This window comes from Telluria sp. RB2R28 (assembly GCF_059685835.1).
The window spans coordinates 33,879-49,393 of record NZ_JCASIK010000003.1 but is presented as its reverse complement, the minus strand read 5'-3'; the positions used below and the strand labels follow the sequence as shown (position 1 = coordinate 49,393).

The following is a 15,515-nucleotide window of genomic DNA, read 5'->3' as shown; positions in this document are numbered from 1 at the left end:
GCGGAATGAGAGGCGGCCAGTCTATACTGGCCGTCTTTTTCATCTCAACGGGTCTGGTTGTGCCACATCCCAAGAACAACAATATCTTCCTTGTTGGCCTGATGGGGGCAGGGAAGACCACGATCGGTCGATTGCTTGCTCGCAAGCTCAATCGCCGCTTCGTCGACGCCGATCATGAGATCGAAGCGCGCACCGGTGCGACCATCCCGTGGATCTTCGAGATCGAGGGCGAAGCCTGCTTTCGCCGGCGCGAAGCCGATGTGATCCGCGACCTGTCGGCGCAGCAGGGCCTGGTGCTGGCCACCGGCGGTGGCGCCGTGCTCAATCCGGCCAGTCGCGCGCTGCTGGCCGAACGCGGCACCGTGATCTACCTGCGCGCGTCGATCGGCAGCATCCTGCAGCGCACCGCGCACGACAAGAACCGCCCGCTGCTGCAGACCGCCGACCCGCGCGGCAAACTCGAGCAACTCTGGACCGAACGCGATCCGCTGTACCGCGAGATCGCCGACCTCGTCATCGACACCGGCAGGCCTAACGTACAATCGATGGTTCAAACCATATTGGACCAGCTGGCCGCGCAGGAAAACGCCCGCGCGCGCAAGCATGCAAGGACAGCAATGAACGAACAGGCACACATCACCCTCAACGTCGAACTCGGCGAGCGCAGCTATCCGATCGAGATCGGCGCCGGCTTGCTGGACGACGCCGCGCTGCTGGCGCGCCACATCGGCGGCCACAAGGTCGCCATCGTCACCAACACCACGGTTGCCCCGCTGTACCTCGACAAGGTCGCGGGCCACCTGCGCGCGGCGGGCCGCGACGTGCTTGAAATTATTTTGCCCGACGGCGAAGAGCACAAGAACTGGCAGTCGCTGAACCTCGTCTACGACGCGCTGCTGCAACACAAATGCGACCGCAAGACCACGCTGGTGGCGCTGGGCGGTGGCGTGATCGGCGACCTGACCGGCTTTGCCGCATCGAGCTACATGCGCGGCGTGCCGTTCGTGCAGATCCCGACCACGCTTTTGGCGCAAGTTGATTCATCGGTGGGCGGCAAGACCGGCATCAATCACCCGCTTGGCAAGAACATGATCGGCGCGTTCTACCAGCCGCGCGCCGTGATTGCCGACACCGCCACCCTCAATACGCTGCCGGCGCGCGAGCTGTCGGCGGGCCTGGCTGAAGTGATCAAGCATGGCGCGATCCTCGACGCCGATTTCTTCGACTGGATCGAAGCGAACATCGAGCCGCTGATCGCGCGCGACCGCCACGCCATCGGGTACGCGATCGCCCGTTCGTGCGAAATCAAATCCGACGTCGTGCGCAAGGACGAGCGCGAAGGCGGCCTGCGCGCGGTGCTGAACTTCGGCCATACCTTCGGCCACGCGATTGAGAATGGCCTCGGCTACGGCGCCTGGCTGCACGGCGAAGCGGTCGGCTGCGGCATGGTGATGGCGGCCGACATGTCGGCGCGCCTGGGCCTGATCGAGCCGGCCGCCGTGGAGCGCGTGCGCGCTCTGGTGCGCGCCGCCGGCCTGCCAGCCGTGGCGCCGGATCTGGGCGAAGCGCGCTGGATCGAGCTGATGGAAGTCGACAAGAAGAACGAGGGCGGCGAAATCCGCTTCATTCTGCTCAAGCCGCTGGGCAGCCCGTCGATCACGACCGCGCCACTGGACGTGCTGCGCTCGACGCTTGCGGCCTGCAGCGCATGAGTAGCCTGATGCGCGACTTCGACGCGGGCCTGGCCCCGTATGCGGCGCATTCGGCCCAGTCGCGTGGGCGCACGCACGTCGAGCCGGGCCCCGGTTCGCGCAGCGAGTACCAGCGTGACCGCGACCGCATCATCCACTCGACCGCGTTCCGGCGCCTTGAGTACAAGACGCAGGTCTTCATCAACCACGAAGGCGACCTGTTTCGCACGCGCCTGACGCACAGCATCGAAGTGGCCCAGATCGGCCGCACGCTGGCGCGCAGCCTGCGCCTGAACGAAGACCTGGTCGAGGCCACGGCGCTGGCGCACGACCTTGGCCATACGCCGTTCGGCCACGTGGGCCAGGATGTGCTCAACGAATGCATGAAGGACTTCGGCGGCTTCGAGCACAACCTGCAAAGCCTGCGCGTGGTCGACCATCTCGAAGAACACTACGGCGCCTTCGATGGCCTGAACCTGACGTTCGAGACGCGCGAAGGCATCCTCAAGCACTGCTCGCTGAACAACGCGCGCCAACTGGGCGACCTGGGCCAGCGCTTCATCGAGCGCAGCCAGCCCAGCCTGGAGGCGCAGCTGACCAACCTGGCCGACGAGATCGCGTACAACAACCACGACATCGACGACGGCCTGCGTTCGGGCCTGATCACGATGGCGCAGATGGAAGAAGTCGAGCTGTTCGCGCGCCTGCATCGCGAGGTCGAGGCGCGCTATCCGGGCTTGCCGGGCCGGCGCGCGCTGTACGAGACGATCCGCCTGATGATCACGGCAATGACGGCCGACCTGGTCGACACCTCGGCGCGCCTGATTGCCGAGGCGGCGCCAGCGACCATCGACGACGTGCGCGCCGCGCTGCCGCTGATCCGCTTCTCGGACGCGATGCGCGCCGAGACCGTGGCACTCAAGCGCTTCTTGTACGCGAACCTGTACCGCCACTTCCAGGTCAACCGCATGCGCGTAAAAGCCAGCCGCATCGTGCGCGAGCTGTTCGAGGCGTTTCTGGCGGATCCGGTGCTGCTGCCGGGCGACTACCAGGTGCAGGGCGATCCGCACAAGCAGGCGCGCAAGATCGCCGATTACATCGCGGGCATGACCGATCGCTATGCGATCCGTGAGCACCGGCGCATTTTCTCGCTCGATCACTTTTAATCCCGGACCGCCATGGATTGCATCGGCGAGTGGAACGGCTTGCTCGCCGGGGCGCCGTCCCGCCGGTCCGACTCACTGTCGTGCACTTGCGCACTATGGAAGATCGTAATCCATCGTGTAGCTGTGTTTGCCCTGGTCGACCTTAATGGTCATCGAGCCGCGCAGCCCAGTCAGGGCATCGGTACCTGAATCGGGCACCACCGTCAGTGCCAGCGACGACACCCCACGATCCATTGTGCCGCTGTGCTGTAGCACGAAGCTACCCATGTGACCGTGTAAATTTCCGGTGACGCGTTCCAATGCCACATAAGCGGCCGAGCCTTCGACCCTGGTGCGTATCGCCAGCATTTCGCCCAGGCTGGCGGCAGCCAGGTCGCCATGAAATTGCTTGTCGATCGTCATGCGACCAAGTTCTGCCGTTTGGATTCCAGGTGCTGCCGTTTGCGGCGTCAGTTTGACGTCGAATGATCCTGTCGCATGCATCTCGTATCCTTTTTCTTTACGCGATCGGCGGTTGGCCGAGGAAAAGAACGAGCCCCACGATGCGAACCCGCACGTCGGGTCGTCCAGGTATCTTTATCGATCAGGCCCATTTTACACAGGGCTTTCGCCCCCTGGCGGGCCAGTCGCCGGCCGAAAATGCGCGCTCGCTGCGCGCAAACGACCCGGGCGCGGTCAGGTGAACAAGTTTGGTTGTGCCAGATCCAGCAACAACTTCTTGACCGGCGCCGGCAATGGCGCATCACCAATCGCATCGAGCTTCCACCACACGTGCCCTGCGCCATGCTCACCACGCGCAGCCAGCGTCACTGCGAACGGCGCGATGTGCAGCTTGTAGTGCGTGAACCCGTGCATCAACGGCGTGAGCGCGCGCACTTCGTCAATCGTGCCGAACGCGCTGCTGGCCGCGGCGATGTCCGCTGTGCAGACGGGATCGGCGTCGCCGTCCATCGCCACATGGCCGCCCACTTCCGGCAGCGACAAGAGGCCGCCCCAGATGCCCGTTTGCGGACGCTGTTCGAGCAGCACTTCGCCGCGGTCGATCAGCACCAGCATCGCGGTGCGTTTTTCCGGCGTCGTTTTCTTGGGTTTGCGCACCGGCAGTTCGGCCGTGCGGCCGGTGGCGAAGGCCACGCAGCGCGCCTGCAGCGGGCAGCGGCCGCAGTCGGGGCGCGAGCGCGTGCACAGCGTGGCGCCCAGGTCCATCAGGCCCTGTGTGTACGATTCGATGCCGCCATCTTCCGGCAGCAGCGCTTCGGCGCGGCGCCACAGCGCATCCTCGACCGGCTTGATGCCGGGATAGGCGTCGATGCCGAACACGCGCGCGAAGACGCGCTTGACGTTGCCGTCCATGATCGCGGCGCGCACGCCGCCCGAGAAGGCGGCGATGGCGGCGGCAGTCGAGCGGCCAATGCCGGGCAGGTCGGCCAGCAGCGCCGGATCGCTCGGGAATACACCGTCGTAATCCGCCACAACGCGCTTGGCGCAGGCGTGCAGGTTGCGCGCGCGGGTGTAGTAACCCAGGCCGCTCCAGTGGGCCATGACGTCTTCCGCCGGGGCCTCTGCCAGCGCGTGCACGGTCGGGAAACGCTCCAGGAAGCGGGCGTAGTAGCCCAGCACGGCGGCGACCTGGGTCTGCTGCAGCATGATTTCGGACAGCCAGACGCGATACGCGTCGGTGGTGTTTTGCCATGGCAGGGTGTGGCGGCCATGGCTGCGCTGCCAGTCGATCACGGCCCGGGAAAAGGTCGGATCGGCCAGCTGGTCAAACTCGGTCAGTCGCTTCATGCAGTCGTGTAGTGGGCGTCGGCGCTGGTGGCCGTCGCGGAGTTGGGTAGGGTGTCGGACAAGGTCGCGGTCACGCCGGCGGCCAGCGAGCCAAGGCGCATGCGCGTGACATCGAGTTCAGCCTGGCCACTCTCGAAGGCACCGATTTTCTGTTCCAGGCTGTCGCTGGCTTCGTGGATGCGTTTCACCGTTGCCTGGCGCTGGCGCAGGTTGTCGCGGTGCTGGCGGATCTGCGCTTCGAGCGGCGCGTTGGCCACTTTCAGCCAGGCTTCGATATCGGCGTTGGCGGCGCGGTACACGCGGCGCACGCGCGAAGCGATCGAATCGAAGAAGCGCTCGAGCAGCGTGGCGCGGCTGTTCATCCACAAGGTGGCGGTGCCGAACTGGCGCGAAAAGAGTTCTTCGATGGCGTCGATCTCGTCGCGGTGGCGAGCCAGCGACAGGGTCGGCGGCAGGCCCAGGCTCATGCCATGCTCGGCGGCGAACTTGCGGTGCATCGCGTCCATCATCGACGTAATTTCCGTGAGCTTGGCGTCAGCGTCGGCCAGGCCGGCGCGGGCGCCGTCAAAGTAGTTGCGCACCGGCGCGCGCATGCCGGTGGCAAAGCGCACTGCGCTCATCGCCACGCGCACGGTCTCGGTCCGGTCCTGCAGCACGTCCATGCCCAGCAGCGTATAGAGTTCGGTCGACAGGCGCGTGAACACGGCGCGCGTGCCCTGCAGCTTGAACAGGCCGGCATCGAATTCCTTCTTCTCGGCCTCGACCCGGCGCACCATGTGCGCAATCACGCCCTGGTTCTTGCCGCGCAGGCTGCGCAGTTCCTGCAATTGCTCGACCAGCTCGCGCAGGCGCGTGGCCACCAGCATCTGCTGGCTGGCCACCAATGCGTCCAGATCGGCGTGCAGCTGGCGCTCGACGATCGCGCGCCGCGCCGGGATCAGTTCATGGAACAGCGCCGCTTCGAGCGCGCCCAGGCGGCTGCGCTCGAACAGGGCCATGTCGCCGCCGATGCGCCCGACCAGCGCCTTGTGCGCCGACACCGGATACACCTGGCTGGCCGCCAGGCCCAGCTGGCGCGCCACGTCGTGCTGCTGGCGCGCGATGTCGGCGTCCACCGCCTCTAGCGACTTGAGCTCGTCCCACATCGCGTCGATCTTGTTGAGCACGGCCAGGCGCCCCGGCCCGGCGCCGATATGCGTGCGCCAGACTTCGATGTCGCTCTTGGTCACGCCCGTCTCGGCGGCCAGCACGAACAGCACCGCATGCGCGTTCGGGATCAGGTTCAGCGTCAGTTCGGGCTCGGTGCCGATGGCGTTCAGGCCCGGCGTGTCGAGAATCACCAGGCCCTGCTTGAGCAGCGGGTGTGGCAGGTTGATGATCGCGTGGCGCCAGCGCGGGATCTCGATCGTGCCATCCGGGTCGAGGCTGGCCGCGAGGTCGGGATCGTCGGCGTCGTACAGGCCGTAGCGCTGCGCTTCGACGGTCGACACGCGCCGGGTCTGGCTGACCTGGTGCAGCGTGTCGTGCATGGCCGCCGGCGAATCGAGATCGAGCGGGAACACGGTCCAGGCGGCGGGATCATCGCGGTAGTCGCCGGTGGACAGGTGGCCGGCGCGGGTGTCGATCGGCAGCAGGCGCAGGCAGGGCGGCAGGCTTGCATCCCACAGCAGTTCGGTCGGGCACATGGTGGTGCGGCCGGCGCTGGATGGCAGGATGCGCTGGCCATAGTCGGCGAAGAACAGTGCATTGATCAGCTCGGTTTTACCGCGCGAGAATTCGGCCACGAAGGCGACCGACAGGCGGTCGTCACGCAGGCGCCCCAGCGCGCGCGCCAGCAACTGCTCGCCGGCCGCATCGATCAGCCCGGCGTCGCGCAGTGCGCTGCCGTAACCGGTGAGGGAGGCGGCGACCCGGGTGCGCCAGGCGCCGTACTGTTGTAAATCCTGCATCGTGTTTGCTCGTAGGGATGACTAGCGCTGGCACTGGGCGCAGTAGAACGTCGAACGTTGTCCTTGCTTGATCTGGCGTACTGGCAGCGCGCATTGGCGGCAGGGCACGCCTGCACGATCATAGACGAAATATGTCTGCTGGAAATATCCAGATTGGCCATTTACGGCAATAAAGTCACGCAGCGTGCTGCCGCCCTGAACGATCGCTTCGGCCAGGATGACGCGGATCGCTTCGGCCAGCCGGTCGTAGCGCGCACGGCTGATGCGCGAGGCCGCCGTCTTCGGGTTGATGCCGGCCCGGAACAGGCTTTCGCACGCGTAGATATTGCCCACGCCAACAACGATGTCGCCGGCCAGCAGCACCTGCTTGATCGGCGCGCTGCGGCGGCGGGTTTCGCGAAACAGCAGGGCGCCGTCGAAGCCGTCTGCCAGCGGCTCGACGCCCAGGCCGCGCAGCAGCACGTGCTCGGGCAGGGGGCCGCCTTCATTGGCATGCCACAGCACGGCGCCGAAGCGGCGCGGGTCGTTCAGGCGCAGCACTTGCCGGCCCTCGGGGCCATTCACGACCAGATCGAAGTGGTCGTGCGTGCGCGGCTCGACGCCCGGAGGAAGCACGCGCAGGTGGCCCGACATGCCGAGGTGGATGATCAGGGTGCCGTGCTCAAAATTGATCAAAAGATATTTGCCGCGCCGGCCGATATCCAGGATACGGCGGCCTTCCAGCAACGCGGACAGGCCGGGCGGGAAGGGCCAGCGCAATCCTTCGCGGCGGCAAATGACGTGCTCGACGATACGGCCTTCGAGATGGGGCGCGACGCCGCGCCGGGTAACTTCGACTTCTGGGAGTTCAGGCATGCCTAAGGGGATTCGTGTAGAGTCAGTTGACAGCGCAGCACACGCGCGGCGGGCCTGCGCATGAGCGTAGAATCAAACTCACTTTGGACTTCTGGACTTGCTTTGAAAAACGCTTTCGCCATTGTAACCCTCTCCGGTCTGTTGACTGCATGTGCTGTCGTGCCGCAACAGCACGCCGTCGCCGCCGATGTCCAGGCCGCGTCCGCCCCCGCCGCCGAGCCCTTGCTCGATGACGAAGCACAGGCCGCCAGGCAAAAAGCCGAGGAAGAAGCCCGCCTGCCGAAGGTCGAAATGACCCCGGTCATGCTCGACCAGTTACTTAAGGCCGAATTTGCTTTTCGCAATGGCGACTGGCAAGGTCCATACCTCACGGTGCTGAGCCTGGCCCAGCAGACGCGCGATCCGCGCCTGGCCCGGCGCGCTGCCGAGATGGCAGTGGCTGCCAAGCAGGCCGACGACACGCTCGCTGCAGTGCGCCTGTGGTACCGGCTCGATCCCGAATCCGACGAAGCGACCCAGTATTTCGTCGGCATGGTGGTCACGTCCGAAAAGATCGCCGAGCTCGAGCCCGTGTTCGAAGAGCGCCTGCGCCAGGCGCCGGTGGCCCGGCGCGGCATCCTGATGTTCCAGGTCCAGCAGTTGCTGGGCCGGGCCAAGGACAAGGACGCCGCGCTGGCCATGCTCGAGCGCCTGATCGAGCCGTATGACAAGATGATGGAAGCGCGCATCGTGCGTGCCCAGATCGCGCTGGTACGCGGCGACAAGGCACTGGCGCGCACTTACGCGCAGTCGGCGCTGGCGGCCAAGCCCGACGCCGAGATCGCCCTGTTGATGCTGGCGCAGGTCACCGACGACGAAGCGCAGGTGGTGGCCATGATGGAGAAATTCCTCAAGAGCTATCCAAAGGCTAACGACGTGCGCGCCGCCTATGCCCGCGTGCTGGTCAACCGCAAGGATTATCCGGCGGCGCGGCGCGAGTTCGAGTCGCTGCTCAAGGTGCAGCCGGACAATGCGGCGACGCTGTATGCGCTGGGCATCCTTGCCACGCAGACGGATGATGCACGCGGCGCCGAAACCTATTTCACCCGCTTCGTGGACGTGCTGGGTCGCAATCCGAATGACGAACGCGACCCGTCGCGCGCGCTCCTGATCCTGTCGCAACTGGCCGAAGAACGGGGCGACCTGGCTGGCTCGCTGCTGTGGCTAAACAAGGTGCCAGAGAACACCGATGAGCAAACGCGCTTCAACGCGCAATTGCGCCGTGCGCATTTGACGAACAAGGGAGGCGACCTGACTGCTGCGCGTGCGCTGCTGGCCGAGGTCAAGCCGACCGAACCGGCGCGCCAGGCCCAATTGATGGCGGCCGATGCGCAATTGCTGCGTCAGGCCAACCAGCTGCCGGAGGCGTACGCCGTGATGGAAGCGGCGGCCCAGCGTTTCCCGAAAAATCCGGATTTGCTGTATGACTTCGCGCTGCTGGCTGAAAAGCTCGGCAAGGTCGACGTGATGGAGGCACAACTGCGCGAAGTGATGGCGCAGGCGCCCGACAATCACCATGCCTACAATGCGCTCGGCTACTCGCTGGCCGAACGCAATGTGCGCCTGCAGGAAGCCTACGGGCTGATCGCGAAGGCGCTCGAGATGGCGCCGGACGATCCCTTCATCATGGACAGCATGGGCTGGATTCACTACCGCATGGGCAACCTGAACGAAGCCGAAAAGTTCCTGCGCCGCGCGTATGGCATGCGCAAGGACGCCGAGATCGGCATTCACCTGGGTGAAGTGCTGTGGCAGAAGGGCGATAAGTCGGCTGCCCAGGAACTCTGGCGCGATGCCCGCGCCAAGGACCCGCAGAACGAGGCTCTGCGCGAGACGCTGACCCGCCTTGGCCTGTCCTTGTGAAATAATCCACCCCCGTTCAACTGTTTCGCTGCCCCATGATGCTGCTCACTCGACGTCTTGCCATCCTCGCCTTTGCCGCCACGGTCCTGACCGGTTGCGCGACAAGCACCGCCAACCTGTCCACCGCCACGGTCGGCGCGTATCGCGAAACCATTGACCTGGCAGGGCGCCTGTCGGTGAACTATCAAAAGGATGGCCGGCCCGAATCGATCAGTGGCAGTTTCAACTGGGAACAGCGCCCGGGCACGATCGACGTTACCTTGATGTCGCCATTGGGCCAGACGGTTGCTGCGATCAATGTCACGCCAGGCTCGGCCACGCTCACGCAGGCCGGCCAGGCGCCGCGCACGGCGGCCGACATCGATAGCCTGACCCAGCAGACGCTTGGCTGGCCGCTGCCCGTGTCGGGTTTGCGCGACTGGCTGCAGGGTTATGCGGTCGATGCACAGGGTCAGCGTTTCCGCGCTTCGCCGGCCAGCAACAGCGTGACGACCAAGGATGGCTGGCGCCTGCGCTTCATCGACTGGCAAGCGGCCGGGACCGGTGATGCTGCGGCCGGTGCTGCTGCGGCTGCGCCGGTGCCGCGCCTGATCCAGGCCGAGCGCGCCGCGTCGGGCGATATCCAGGATCTGGCGATCCGTATCGTCGTCAATCCGGCGGCCTGATTCCATGCGTTCCCTGCACGATTGCCCTGCCCCGGCCAAACTCAACCTGTTTTTGCACGTCATCGGCCGGCGCGCCGATGGTTACCACCTGCTGCAAAGCGTGTTCCAGCTGATCGACCGCGCCGACCGGCTTCACTTCGACCTGCGCGACGACGAACGCATCGTGCGCACCAACGACGTGCCCGGCGTGCCGCATGACCAGGACCTGATCGTGCGCGCGCTGCGCTTGCTGCAGGCAGAATATGCGCGCCGCCATGGATGCCTGCCGCCTGGCATCGATGTGGCGGTCGAGAAGATCCTGCCGATGGGTGGCGGGCTGGGTGGTGGTTCGTCCGATGCCGCCACGGCGCTGATGGCCGCAAACCACTTGTGGCAGGCGGGCCTCACGCGCGAAGAATTGATGGCGCTGGGCTTGCCGCTGGGCGCGGATATCCCGTTCTTTTTGTTTGGTGAGACGGCGTTTGCGGAAGGGGTGGGGGAGGCCTTGCAGGCCGTAGAAGGCCCCGATTGCTGGTATGTCGTGCTCGAGCCCGGCGTTGCGGTGCCAACACCTGCGATTTTTTCTGCGGCAGATTTGACAAGAGACGCAAAGCCGGTCAGAATAGCGGACTTTTCCAGCCACACCAATTCAGGCAGCATGGTGGGGTTTGGTAAAAATGATTTGCAGAACGTGGCGATGCGCCTGTTCCCGCCAGTAGCTGAAGCGGTTGAATGGTTGAGCAGCTACGGTGATGCCAGGATGACTGGCTCAGGGGCATGCGTGTTTTGCTCAGTCTCCAGCGAAGACGCTGCCGACCAGGTGTTGGCGCAAGTGCCGAAGAAGTATGCGGCATGGAAAGCGAAGTCGTTGAAGACACACCCACTGAAAAAATCGCTCTTGCAAATCAGTGAGTTGTAGAATAAAATTTTGCCTGTCGCGACGCTGAGCAGCACAGAAGATGTGCAGCACAATGTTAAGCGGCAAGCACTACAGGTCGTGTAGGGGAATCGCCAAGTTGGTTAAGGCACCGGATTTTGATTCCGGCATTCCAAGGTTCGAATCCTTGTTCCCCTGCCAAAGTTTTCTTGTTCTGTCGATGCCGATGCGTCCAGCAAGAGAATCGCGATGCGGTGCCAAGCACCACATCAGCAAGTTAATCAGCCGGTATAGCCGGCTGATTGTTTTTCTACTGTATTAACGCTTCTTACCTTTTGGGACTCCCATGGCTTACGAAAACCTGATGGTTTTTACCGGCAATGCCAATCCGGCGCTAGCAGAAGGGGTCGCAAAAAGCCTCGGTATTCCACTCGGCAAGGCTGTCGTCTCGAAGTTTTCTGACGGCGAAGTCATGGTCGAAATCAATGAGAACGTGCGCGGCAAGGATGTCTTCGTCCTGCAATCGACCTGCGCACCGACCAACGACAGCCTGATGGAAATCATCCTGATGGTCGACGCTCTCAAGCGCGCCTCGGCTGGCCGTATCACTGCAGCGATTCCTTACTTCGGTTATGCCCGTCAAGATCGTCGCCCGCGTTCGGCGCGTGTTGCGATCTCGGCCAAGGTCGTGGCAAACATGCTGGAAAAAGCCGGCGTCGAGCGCGTCCTGATCATGGACCTGCACGCTGACCAGATCCAGGGTTTCTTCGATATCCCGGTCGACAATATCTACGCATCGCCAATCCTGCTGAGCGATCTGCAGAAGCGCAACTACGACGACCTGCTGGTCGTCTCGCCGGACGTCGGCGGCGTGGTGCGCGCGCGCGCCCTGGCCAAGCGCCTGGGCTGCGACCTGGCGATCATCGACAAGCGTCGCCCGAAGGCGAACGTGTCCGAAGTGATGAACATCATCGGTGAAGTCGAAGGCCGCAACTGCGTGATCATGGATGACATGGTCGACACCGCAGGCACGCTGTGCAAGGCTGCCGAAGTGCTCAAGGAGCGCGGCGCCAAGAAGGTGGTTGCTTACTGTACGCACCCGGTGCTGTCCGGCCCGGCGATCGAACGCATCGCGAACTCGCCGCTGGACGAACTGGTCGTCACTGACACCATTCCGCTCAGCGCCGCCGGCGCCGCTTGCGGCAAGATCCGCCAGCTGACCTGCGCACCGCTGCTGGCTGAGACCTTCAAGCGGATCGTCAAGGGCGACTCAGTCATTTCGCTGTTCGTCGACTAAGCTTCATCGACGTTGTATTCCACGGCGCGCCTGGCTGATTAGCCGGCGCGCCGTTGTAGCATCCAGGATTTCCGTATCTTTTGAGCGCGTAACAATGCGCTCTTTCCTGACTGCCCCTGGTCGCGGGGGTAGTCGCCACTTGGCTACCGGGCTGTTGATCGTTTTCTTCGGCATTCGGGCCTGTTATATTTTTGGAGTATCACATGAAAGTAGTCGCATTCAACCGCACTCTGCAGGGGACCGGAGCGAGCCGCCGCCTGCGTAAAGCTGGTCAAACGCCAGGCATCATCTACGGTGGCGCAGGTACGCCTGAGCTGATCGCCCTGGACGGCAATGCCCTGTGGCACGCGCTGAAAAAAGAAGCGTTCCACGGTTCGGTTCTGGACCTGGAAATCGACGGCAAGACCCAGCAAGTCCTGCTGCGTGACTTCCAGATGCACGCGTTCAAGCAACTGGTCCTGCACGCTGACTTCCAGCGCGTCGATTCGTCGAAGCCAGTGCACACCAAGGTCGCTTTCCACTTCGTCAACGCCGAGAACTCGCCAGCCGTCAAGCTGAACAGCGCTGTCATCTCGCACGTGCTGAACGAGCTGGAAGTGTCGTGCCTGCCAGGCAAACTGCCAGAGTTCATCGAAGTCGACCTGGCAAACCTGGAAGCCGGTAACTCGATCCACACCGACGACCTGGTCCTGCCAGAAGGCGTCACCGCACTGACCCATGGCCAGAACCTGACCATCGTCACCGCAACCATCCCACGCGGCGCAGTCACCGCTGAAGAGACCCCAGCTGCCGAGTAATCGCAGCTGACGCGTCGCTCCGGCGACGCATCGCACAGAAACCCGCCGCGGCTTGCCCGGCGGGTTTTTATTTTTTGATTTGCACGTTTCGGCGATAATCGCCTTTTCTCGACAGAATCTCACGCATGTCCATTCGACTGATCGTTGGCCTCGGCAATCCCGGCCCCGAGTACGAACAAACCCGCCACAACGCCGGCTTCTGGCTCGTGGACAATCTCGCCAATGGCTTGCCCGGCTGCCGTCTGCAGCGCGAATCGCGTTTCAATGCCCTGGTCGCCAAGACGTCCATTGCCGGCAACGATGTCTGGCTGCTCGAGCCGCAGACCTATATGAACCGTTCCGGCCAGTCGGTGGGCGGCCTAGCGCGCTTTTATAAAATCAATCCGGATGAAGTACTGGTCGTGCACGACGAACTCGACCTGCCACCGGGCGTTGCCAAGCTCAAGAAGGGTGGTTCATCCGGCGGGCACAACGGCCTGAAGGACATCACGGCGGCGCTGGGCACCCAGGATTACTGGCGCCTGCGCCTTGGCATCGGCCACCCGCGCACGATGAACCTGCAGCAGGTGGTCGCCGACTTTGTCCTGCACCGCCCGCGCCGTGAAGAGCAAAGCCTGATCGAGGAATCGATCGACAAGAGCCTGCACATCATCCCGCTCGTCTGTGAAGGCAAGTTCGACACGGCCACGATGCGTTTGCACACTGCCTGACAGGCAGGTGCACGGCCAGCTTCAGCCGCGCCTGAACACGACCTGCGAGCGCAGGTCGCGCAGCATGCGCTCGAGTGCGGGCCGCATGCGCCGGTAGTCGTCGGGCGTGCAGGTTGCCGCCGTGTGGCGAAACTTGAGCTGGCGCTGCACCGTCACCAGCGCGCCGCGCCGCGCATAGCGCGAGTGATAGGCAAAGTTGGCATCGTCCACGTGCGTCGCGCGGGGAAGGGCCAGCACGCGCGAGCGCGTCGGCAGATGAAAATGCACTTCGTCCTCGGCATCGATCGCCGGGCACACGAAGTCCTGGTGTCGCTCGGGCTCCTGCGTGAACGCGAACACGGCCTCGCCCAGGCTACCTCTCAGATCATAGGTCGTGGCCAGCCGCGCCGGGCCCGGCGGTTGCGTGAAACCGTTGCTGGGGCTGCGCAGCGGTATTGTGACATCGCCGCCCGGGACGTGCCGGTACGGTTCTGCCAGGGCGCCGCTGCCGGTGCGTGTGACCGTAAAGCGGCTGCTGCCATCGGGCTGGATGGTGAACTGCGCGAGCGTTCGACTTCGCGCTTGTTGGAAGACGGGGAGCATGGCGAACTCGCCCGAGCGCGTCAGCACCGCCGGCTTGCCAAGCAGCGCCGCCGGCAAGAAACCGCCCGCCACGTTCCCGGCCGTTGGATCCAGATACAGCTGCAGCGATGGCACGCAGACGATCGCGTGATTGAGCACGCCCAGCGTGGGCACGGCCGGCAACCGGTAGGCGTTGCCGTTGTTGACGAGGGCAGCGGTGCTGTCGATGCCGGCGCTGGCTAGCAGGGCGACGAGCAGCGTTGCGTGGTCCTTGGCGTCGCCGTAGCGGTTCGCCAGAACGGTGGCCGCGGCGTGCGGCACCACGCCGCCGGGACCGAAGTGCATACTCACGTAGCGCACATTGCGGCGCACCCAATCAGATAACGCGATCGCACGCGCATGGGGTTCGACCACATCACTGGTCATGCGCGCTGCAAGCGCCGCCACTGCGTTGTCGGGCAGCGCGCTTGCGGCCGCGCGATCCTGGTAGGCGCGGGCAAGGGCGGCGTAATCGACGAAGGTGGAGACGGCGAGCCGCTTGCCGTAGTCAAGTTCGCTGACCGAGCCGGCCTCGATCCGGGCATTGTCGCCATCGAGATAGCGCCACGCGTAGCGGCGCTTGCCGGCGGTGGGCGCGGGCAGGTCGGTAACCGTTGTGGCCGCAAAGCCTGCGGCGTCCGCATGCAGCAGCATTGCTGCCGGCATGTCATAGACCAGATGGACGTCGCGCTGGCGCTGGGCGCTGGACAGGTCTTCGAAGTGGCCCGGAAACAGCGGCGTGTGGCGCCGCACGACATAGCGCACGGCCACCCGGTCACCGACGCCGACGTCAGGAAACACGACGATCTTCACGCGCATGGCCTGGAACATCGGGGCGTCGACCGCAGCGGCTTGTTGCTGGTCGCGCATCTGGTGCGGCTGCACAGCGAGCCGGCGTCCGTCGGCCTTTTCGGTGTACGCCTCGACCGCGATGATGTCCTCGAGCGCCTGGTTGTAGTCGATCTCGTACCGGGCGTAGTCGTGCAGCGCATCGCGCTGGGCGATGGTCCTGGTTTGTTCGACCGTGAGCAGGTAAGCGCCACTGGGTTCAACCACAAAGTGCCGTACGTGGCGCTCGACGCCCGTATCACGCGCGCATGCCGGCTGCAGCCCGAGTAAAGGCCACAGAAGCAGACACAGCATGACGACAAAGCGCAGCATCATGGCAATCTCCAGATACACGACCGACCCATGGTACGGGGCGGCGTCCGCGCAGGATTGATGTCGCGCAAGCGGCTG

13 protein-coding genes and 1 tRNA gene are annotated in these 15,515 nt (G+C 64.4%); 9 read left to right on the top strand and 5 right to left on the bottom strand.

Annotated elements, in window-relative coordinates; translation table 11 throughout:
- Positions 1 to 101: 101 nt before the first annotated feature.
- Positions 102 to 1,712 carry a bifunctional shikimate kinase/3-dehydroquinate synthase AroKB gene (gene aroKB, locus AC56LV_RS12490; RefSeq protein WP_499558896.1) on the top strand — a complete coding sequence of 537 codons (1,611 nt, stop codon included), beginning with the start codon at positions 102 to 104 and terminating at the stop codon, positions 1,710 to 1,712.
- Complete coding sequence (locus tag AC56LV_RS12485) at positions 1,709 to 2,857, top strand: deoxyguanosinetriphosphate triphosphohydrolase (RefSeq protein WP_499558080.1); 1,149 nt, start codon at positions 1,709 to 1,711, stop codon at positions 2,855 to 2,857. Before aroKB ends, AC56LV_RS12485 begins: the two co-directional genes overlap by 4 nt.
- Positions 2,858 to 2,950: 93 nt before the next feature.
- Here the strand turns inward: AC56LV_RS12485 and AC56LV_RS12480 are convergent, their stop codons facing one another.
- The 4 genes from AC56LV_RS12480 to mutM all read right to left on the bottom strand — a co-directional run bounded on the left by AC56LV_RS12480 (position 2,951) and on the right by mutM (position 7,449).
- Positions 2,951 to 3,340 carry a DUF3224 domain-containing protein gene (locus AC56LV_RS12480; RefSeq protein WP_499558078.1) on the bottom strand — a complete coding sequence of 130 codons (390 nt, stop codon included), beginning with the start codon at positions 3,338 to 3,340 and terminating at the stop codon, positions 2,951 to 2,953.
- Positions 3,341 to 3,532: 192 nt separating this feature from the next.
- Positions 3,533 to 4,645 carry an A/G-specific adenine glycosylase gene (mutY, locus tag AC56LV_RS12475; RefSeq protein ID WP_499558076.1) on the bottom strand — a complete coding sequence of 371 codons (1,113 nt, stop codon included), beginning with the start codon at positions 4,643 to 4,645 and terminating at the stop codon, positions 3,533 to 3,535.
- The gene (locus AC56LV_RS12470) at positions 4,642 to 6,594 is read right to left on the bottom strand and encodes a dynamin family protein (RefSeq protein WP_499558074.1); all 1,953 of its coding nucleotides are present in this window, start codon (positions 6,592 to 6,594) and stop codon (positions 4,642 to 4,644) included. The genes mutY and AC56LV_RS12470 overlap by 4 nt, the downstream gene beginning before the upstream one ends.
- 21 nt (positions 6,595 to 6,615) lie before the next feature.
- On the bottom strand, positions 6,616 to 7,449 hold the full coding sequence (gene mutM / locus AC56LV_RS12465; protein WP_499558072.1) for a bifunctional DNA-formamidopyrimidine glycosylase/DNA-(apurinic or apyrimidinic site) lyase: 834 nt from the start codon (positions 7,447 to 7,449) through the stop codon (positions 6,616 to 6,618).
- A 159-nt stretch (positions 7,450 to 7,608) separates the two neighbouring features.
- Here mutM and AC56LV_RS12460 point away from each other — a divergent pair, with 159 nt between their 5' ends.
- From AC56LV_RS12460 to pth, 7 genes are all read left to right on the top strand, one after another.
- Positions 7,609 to 9,351, top strand: coding sequence for a tetratricopeptide repeat protein (locus AC56LV_RS12460; RefSeq protein ID WP_499558070.1), 1,743 nt, complete (start codon positions 7,609 to 7,611; stop codon positions 9,349 to 9,351).
- A gap of 35 nt (positions 9,352 to 9,386) precedes the next feature.
- Positions 9,387 to 10,016: a lipoprotein insertase outer membrane protein LolB gene (lolB, locus tag AC56LV_RS12455; RefSeq protein ID WP_499558068.1), complete on the top strand. Its 630-nt coding sequence runs from the start codon at positions 9,387 to 9,389 to the stop codon at positions 10,014 to 10,016.
- Between the two features lie 4 nt (positions 10,017 to 10,020).
- Entirely contained in the window at positions 10,021 to 10,914 is an 894-nt protein-coding gene (gene ispE / locus AC56LV_RS12450) for a 4-(cytidine 5'-diphospho)-2-C-methyl-D-erythritol kinase (RefSeq protein WP_499558066.1), read from the top strand.
- A gap of 82 nt (positions 10,915 to 10,996) precedes the next feature.
- Positions 10,997 to 11,073: transfer RNA gene (locus AC56LV_RS12445), tRNA-Gln, on the top strand.
- Positions 11,074 to 11,218: 145 nt separating this feature from the next.
- Positions 11,219 to 12,169, top strand: a complete 951-nt coding sequence (locus AC56LV_RS12440; protein ID WP_183554159.1) for a ribose-phosphate pyrophosphokinase — start codon at positions 11,219 to 11,221, stop codon at positions 12,167 to 12,169.
- 203 nt (positions 12,170 to 12,372) lie between these two features.
- Positions 12,373 to 12,966, top strand: a complete 594-nt coding sequence (locus AC56LV_RS12435) for a 50S ribosomal protein L25/general stress protein Ctc (RefSeq protein ID WP_332530634.1) — start codon at positions 12,373 to 12,375, stop codon at positions 12,964 to 12,966.
- Positions 12,967 to 13,091: 125 nt separating this feature from the next.
- Positions 13,092 to 13,676 (top strand): aminoacyl-tRNA hydrolase, encoded by a 585-nt coding sequence (pth, locus tag AC56LV_RS12430; RefSeq protein WP_258837205.1) that lies wholly within the window; start codon positions 13,092 to 13,094, stop codon positions 13,674 to 13,676.
- A gap of 21 nt (positions 13,677 to 13,697) precedes the next feature.
- Here the strand turns inward: pth and AC56LV_RS12425 are convergent, their stop codons facing one another.
- Positions 13,698 to 15,440 carry a DUF3857 domain-containing transglutaminase family protein gene (locus AC56LV_RS12425; protein WP_499558064.1) on the bottom strand — a complete coding sequence of 581 codons (1,743 nt, stop codon included), beginning with the start codon at positions 15,438 to 15,440 and terminating at the stop codon, positions 13,698 to 13,700.
- Between the last annotated feature and the right edge of the window lie 75 nt (positions 15,441 to 15,515).

Excerpts from the sequence above, each read along its gene's own strand:
- mutY (WP_499558076.1), bottom strand. The coding sequence starts at position 4,645 with ATGAAGCGACTGACCGAGTTTGACCAGCTGGCCGATCCGACCTTTTCC.
- lolB (WP_499558068.1), top strand. The coding sequence starts at position 9,387 with ATGATGCTGCTCACTCGACGTCTTGCCATCCTCGCCTTTGCCGCCACG.
- mutM (WP_499558072.1), bottom strand. The coding sequence starts at position 7,449 with ATGCCTGAACTCCCAGAAGTCGAAGTTACCCGGCGCGGCGTCGCGCCC.
- pth (WP_258837205.1), top strand. The coding sequence starts at position 13,092 with ATGTCCATTCGACTGATCGTTGGCCTCGGCAATCCCGGCCCCGAGTAC.
- AC56LV_RS12485 (WP_499558080.1), top strand. The coding sequence starts at position 1,709 with ATGAGTAGCCTGATGCGCGACTTCGACGCGGGCCTGGCCCCGTATGCG.
- AC56LV_RS12480 (WP_499558078.1), bottom strand. The coding sequence starts at position 3,340 with ATGCATGCGACAGGATCATTCGACGTCAAACTGACGCCGCAAACGGCA.
- aroKB (WP_499558896.1), top strand. The coding sequence starts at position 102 with ATGGGGGCAGGGAAGACCACGATCGGTCGATTGCTTGCTCGCAAGCTC.
- AC56LV_RS12435 (WP_332530634.1), top strand. The coding sequence starts at position 12,373 with ATGAAAGTAGTCGCATTCAACCGCACTCTGCAGGGGACCGGAGCGAGC.
- AC56LV_RS12440 (WP_183554159.1), top strand. The coding sequence starts at position 11,219 with ATGGCTTACGAAAACCTGATGGTTTTTACCGGCAATGCCAATCCGGCG.
- ispE (WP_499558066.1), top strand. The coding sequence starts at position 10,021 with ATGCGTTCCCTGCACGATTGCCCTGCCCCGGCCAAACTCAACCTGTTT.
- AC56LV_RS12470 (WP_499558074.1), bottom strand. The coding sequence starts at position 6,594 with ATGCAGGATTTACAACAGTACGGCGCCTGGCGCACCCGGGTCGCCGCC.
- AC56LV_RS12425 (WP_499558064.1), bottom strand. The coding sequence starts at position 15,440 with ATGATGCTGCGCTTTGTCGTCATGCTGTGTCTGCTTCTGTGGCCTTTA.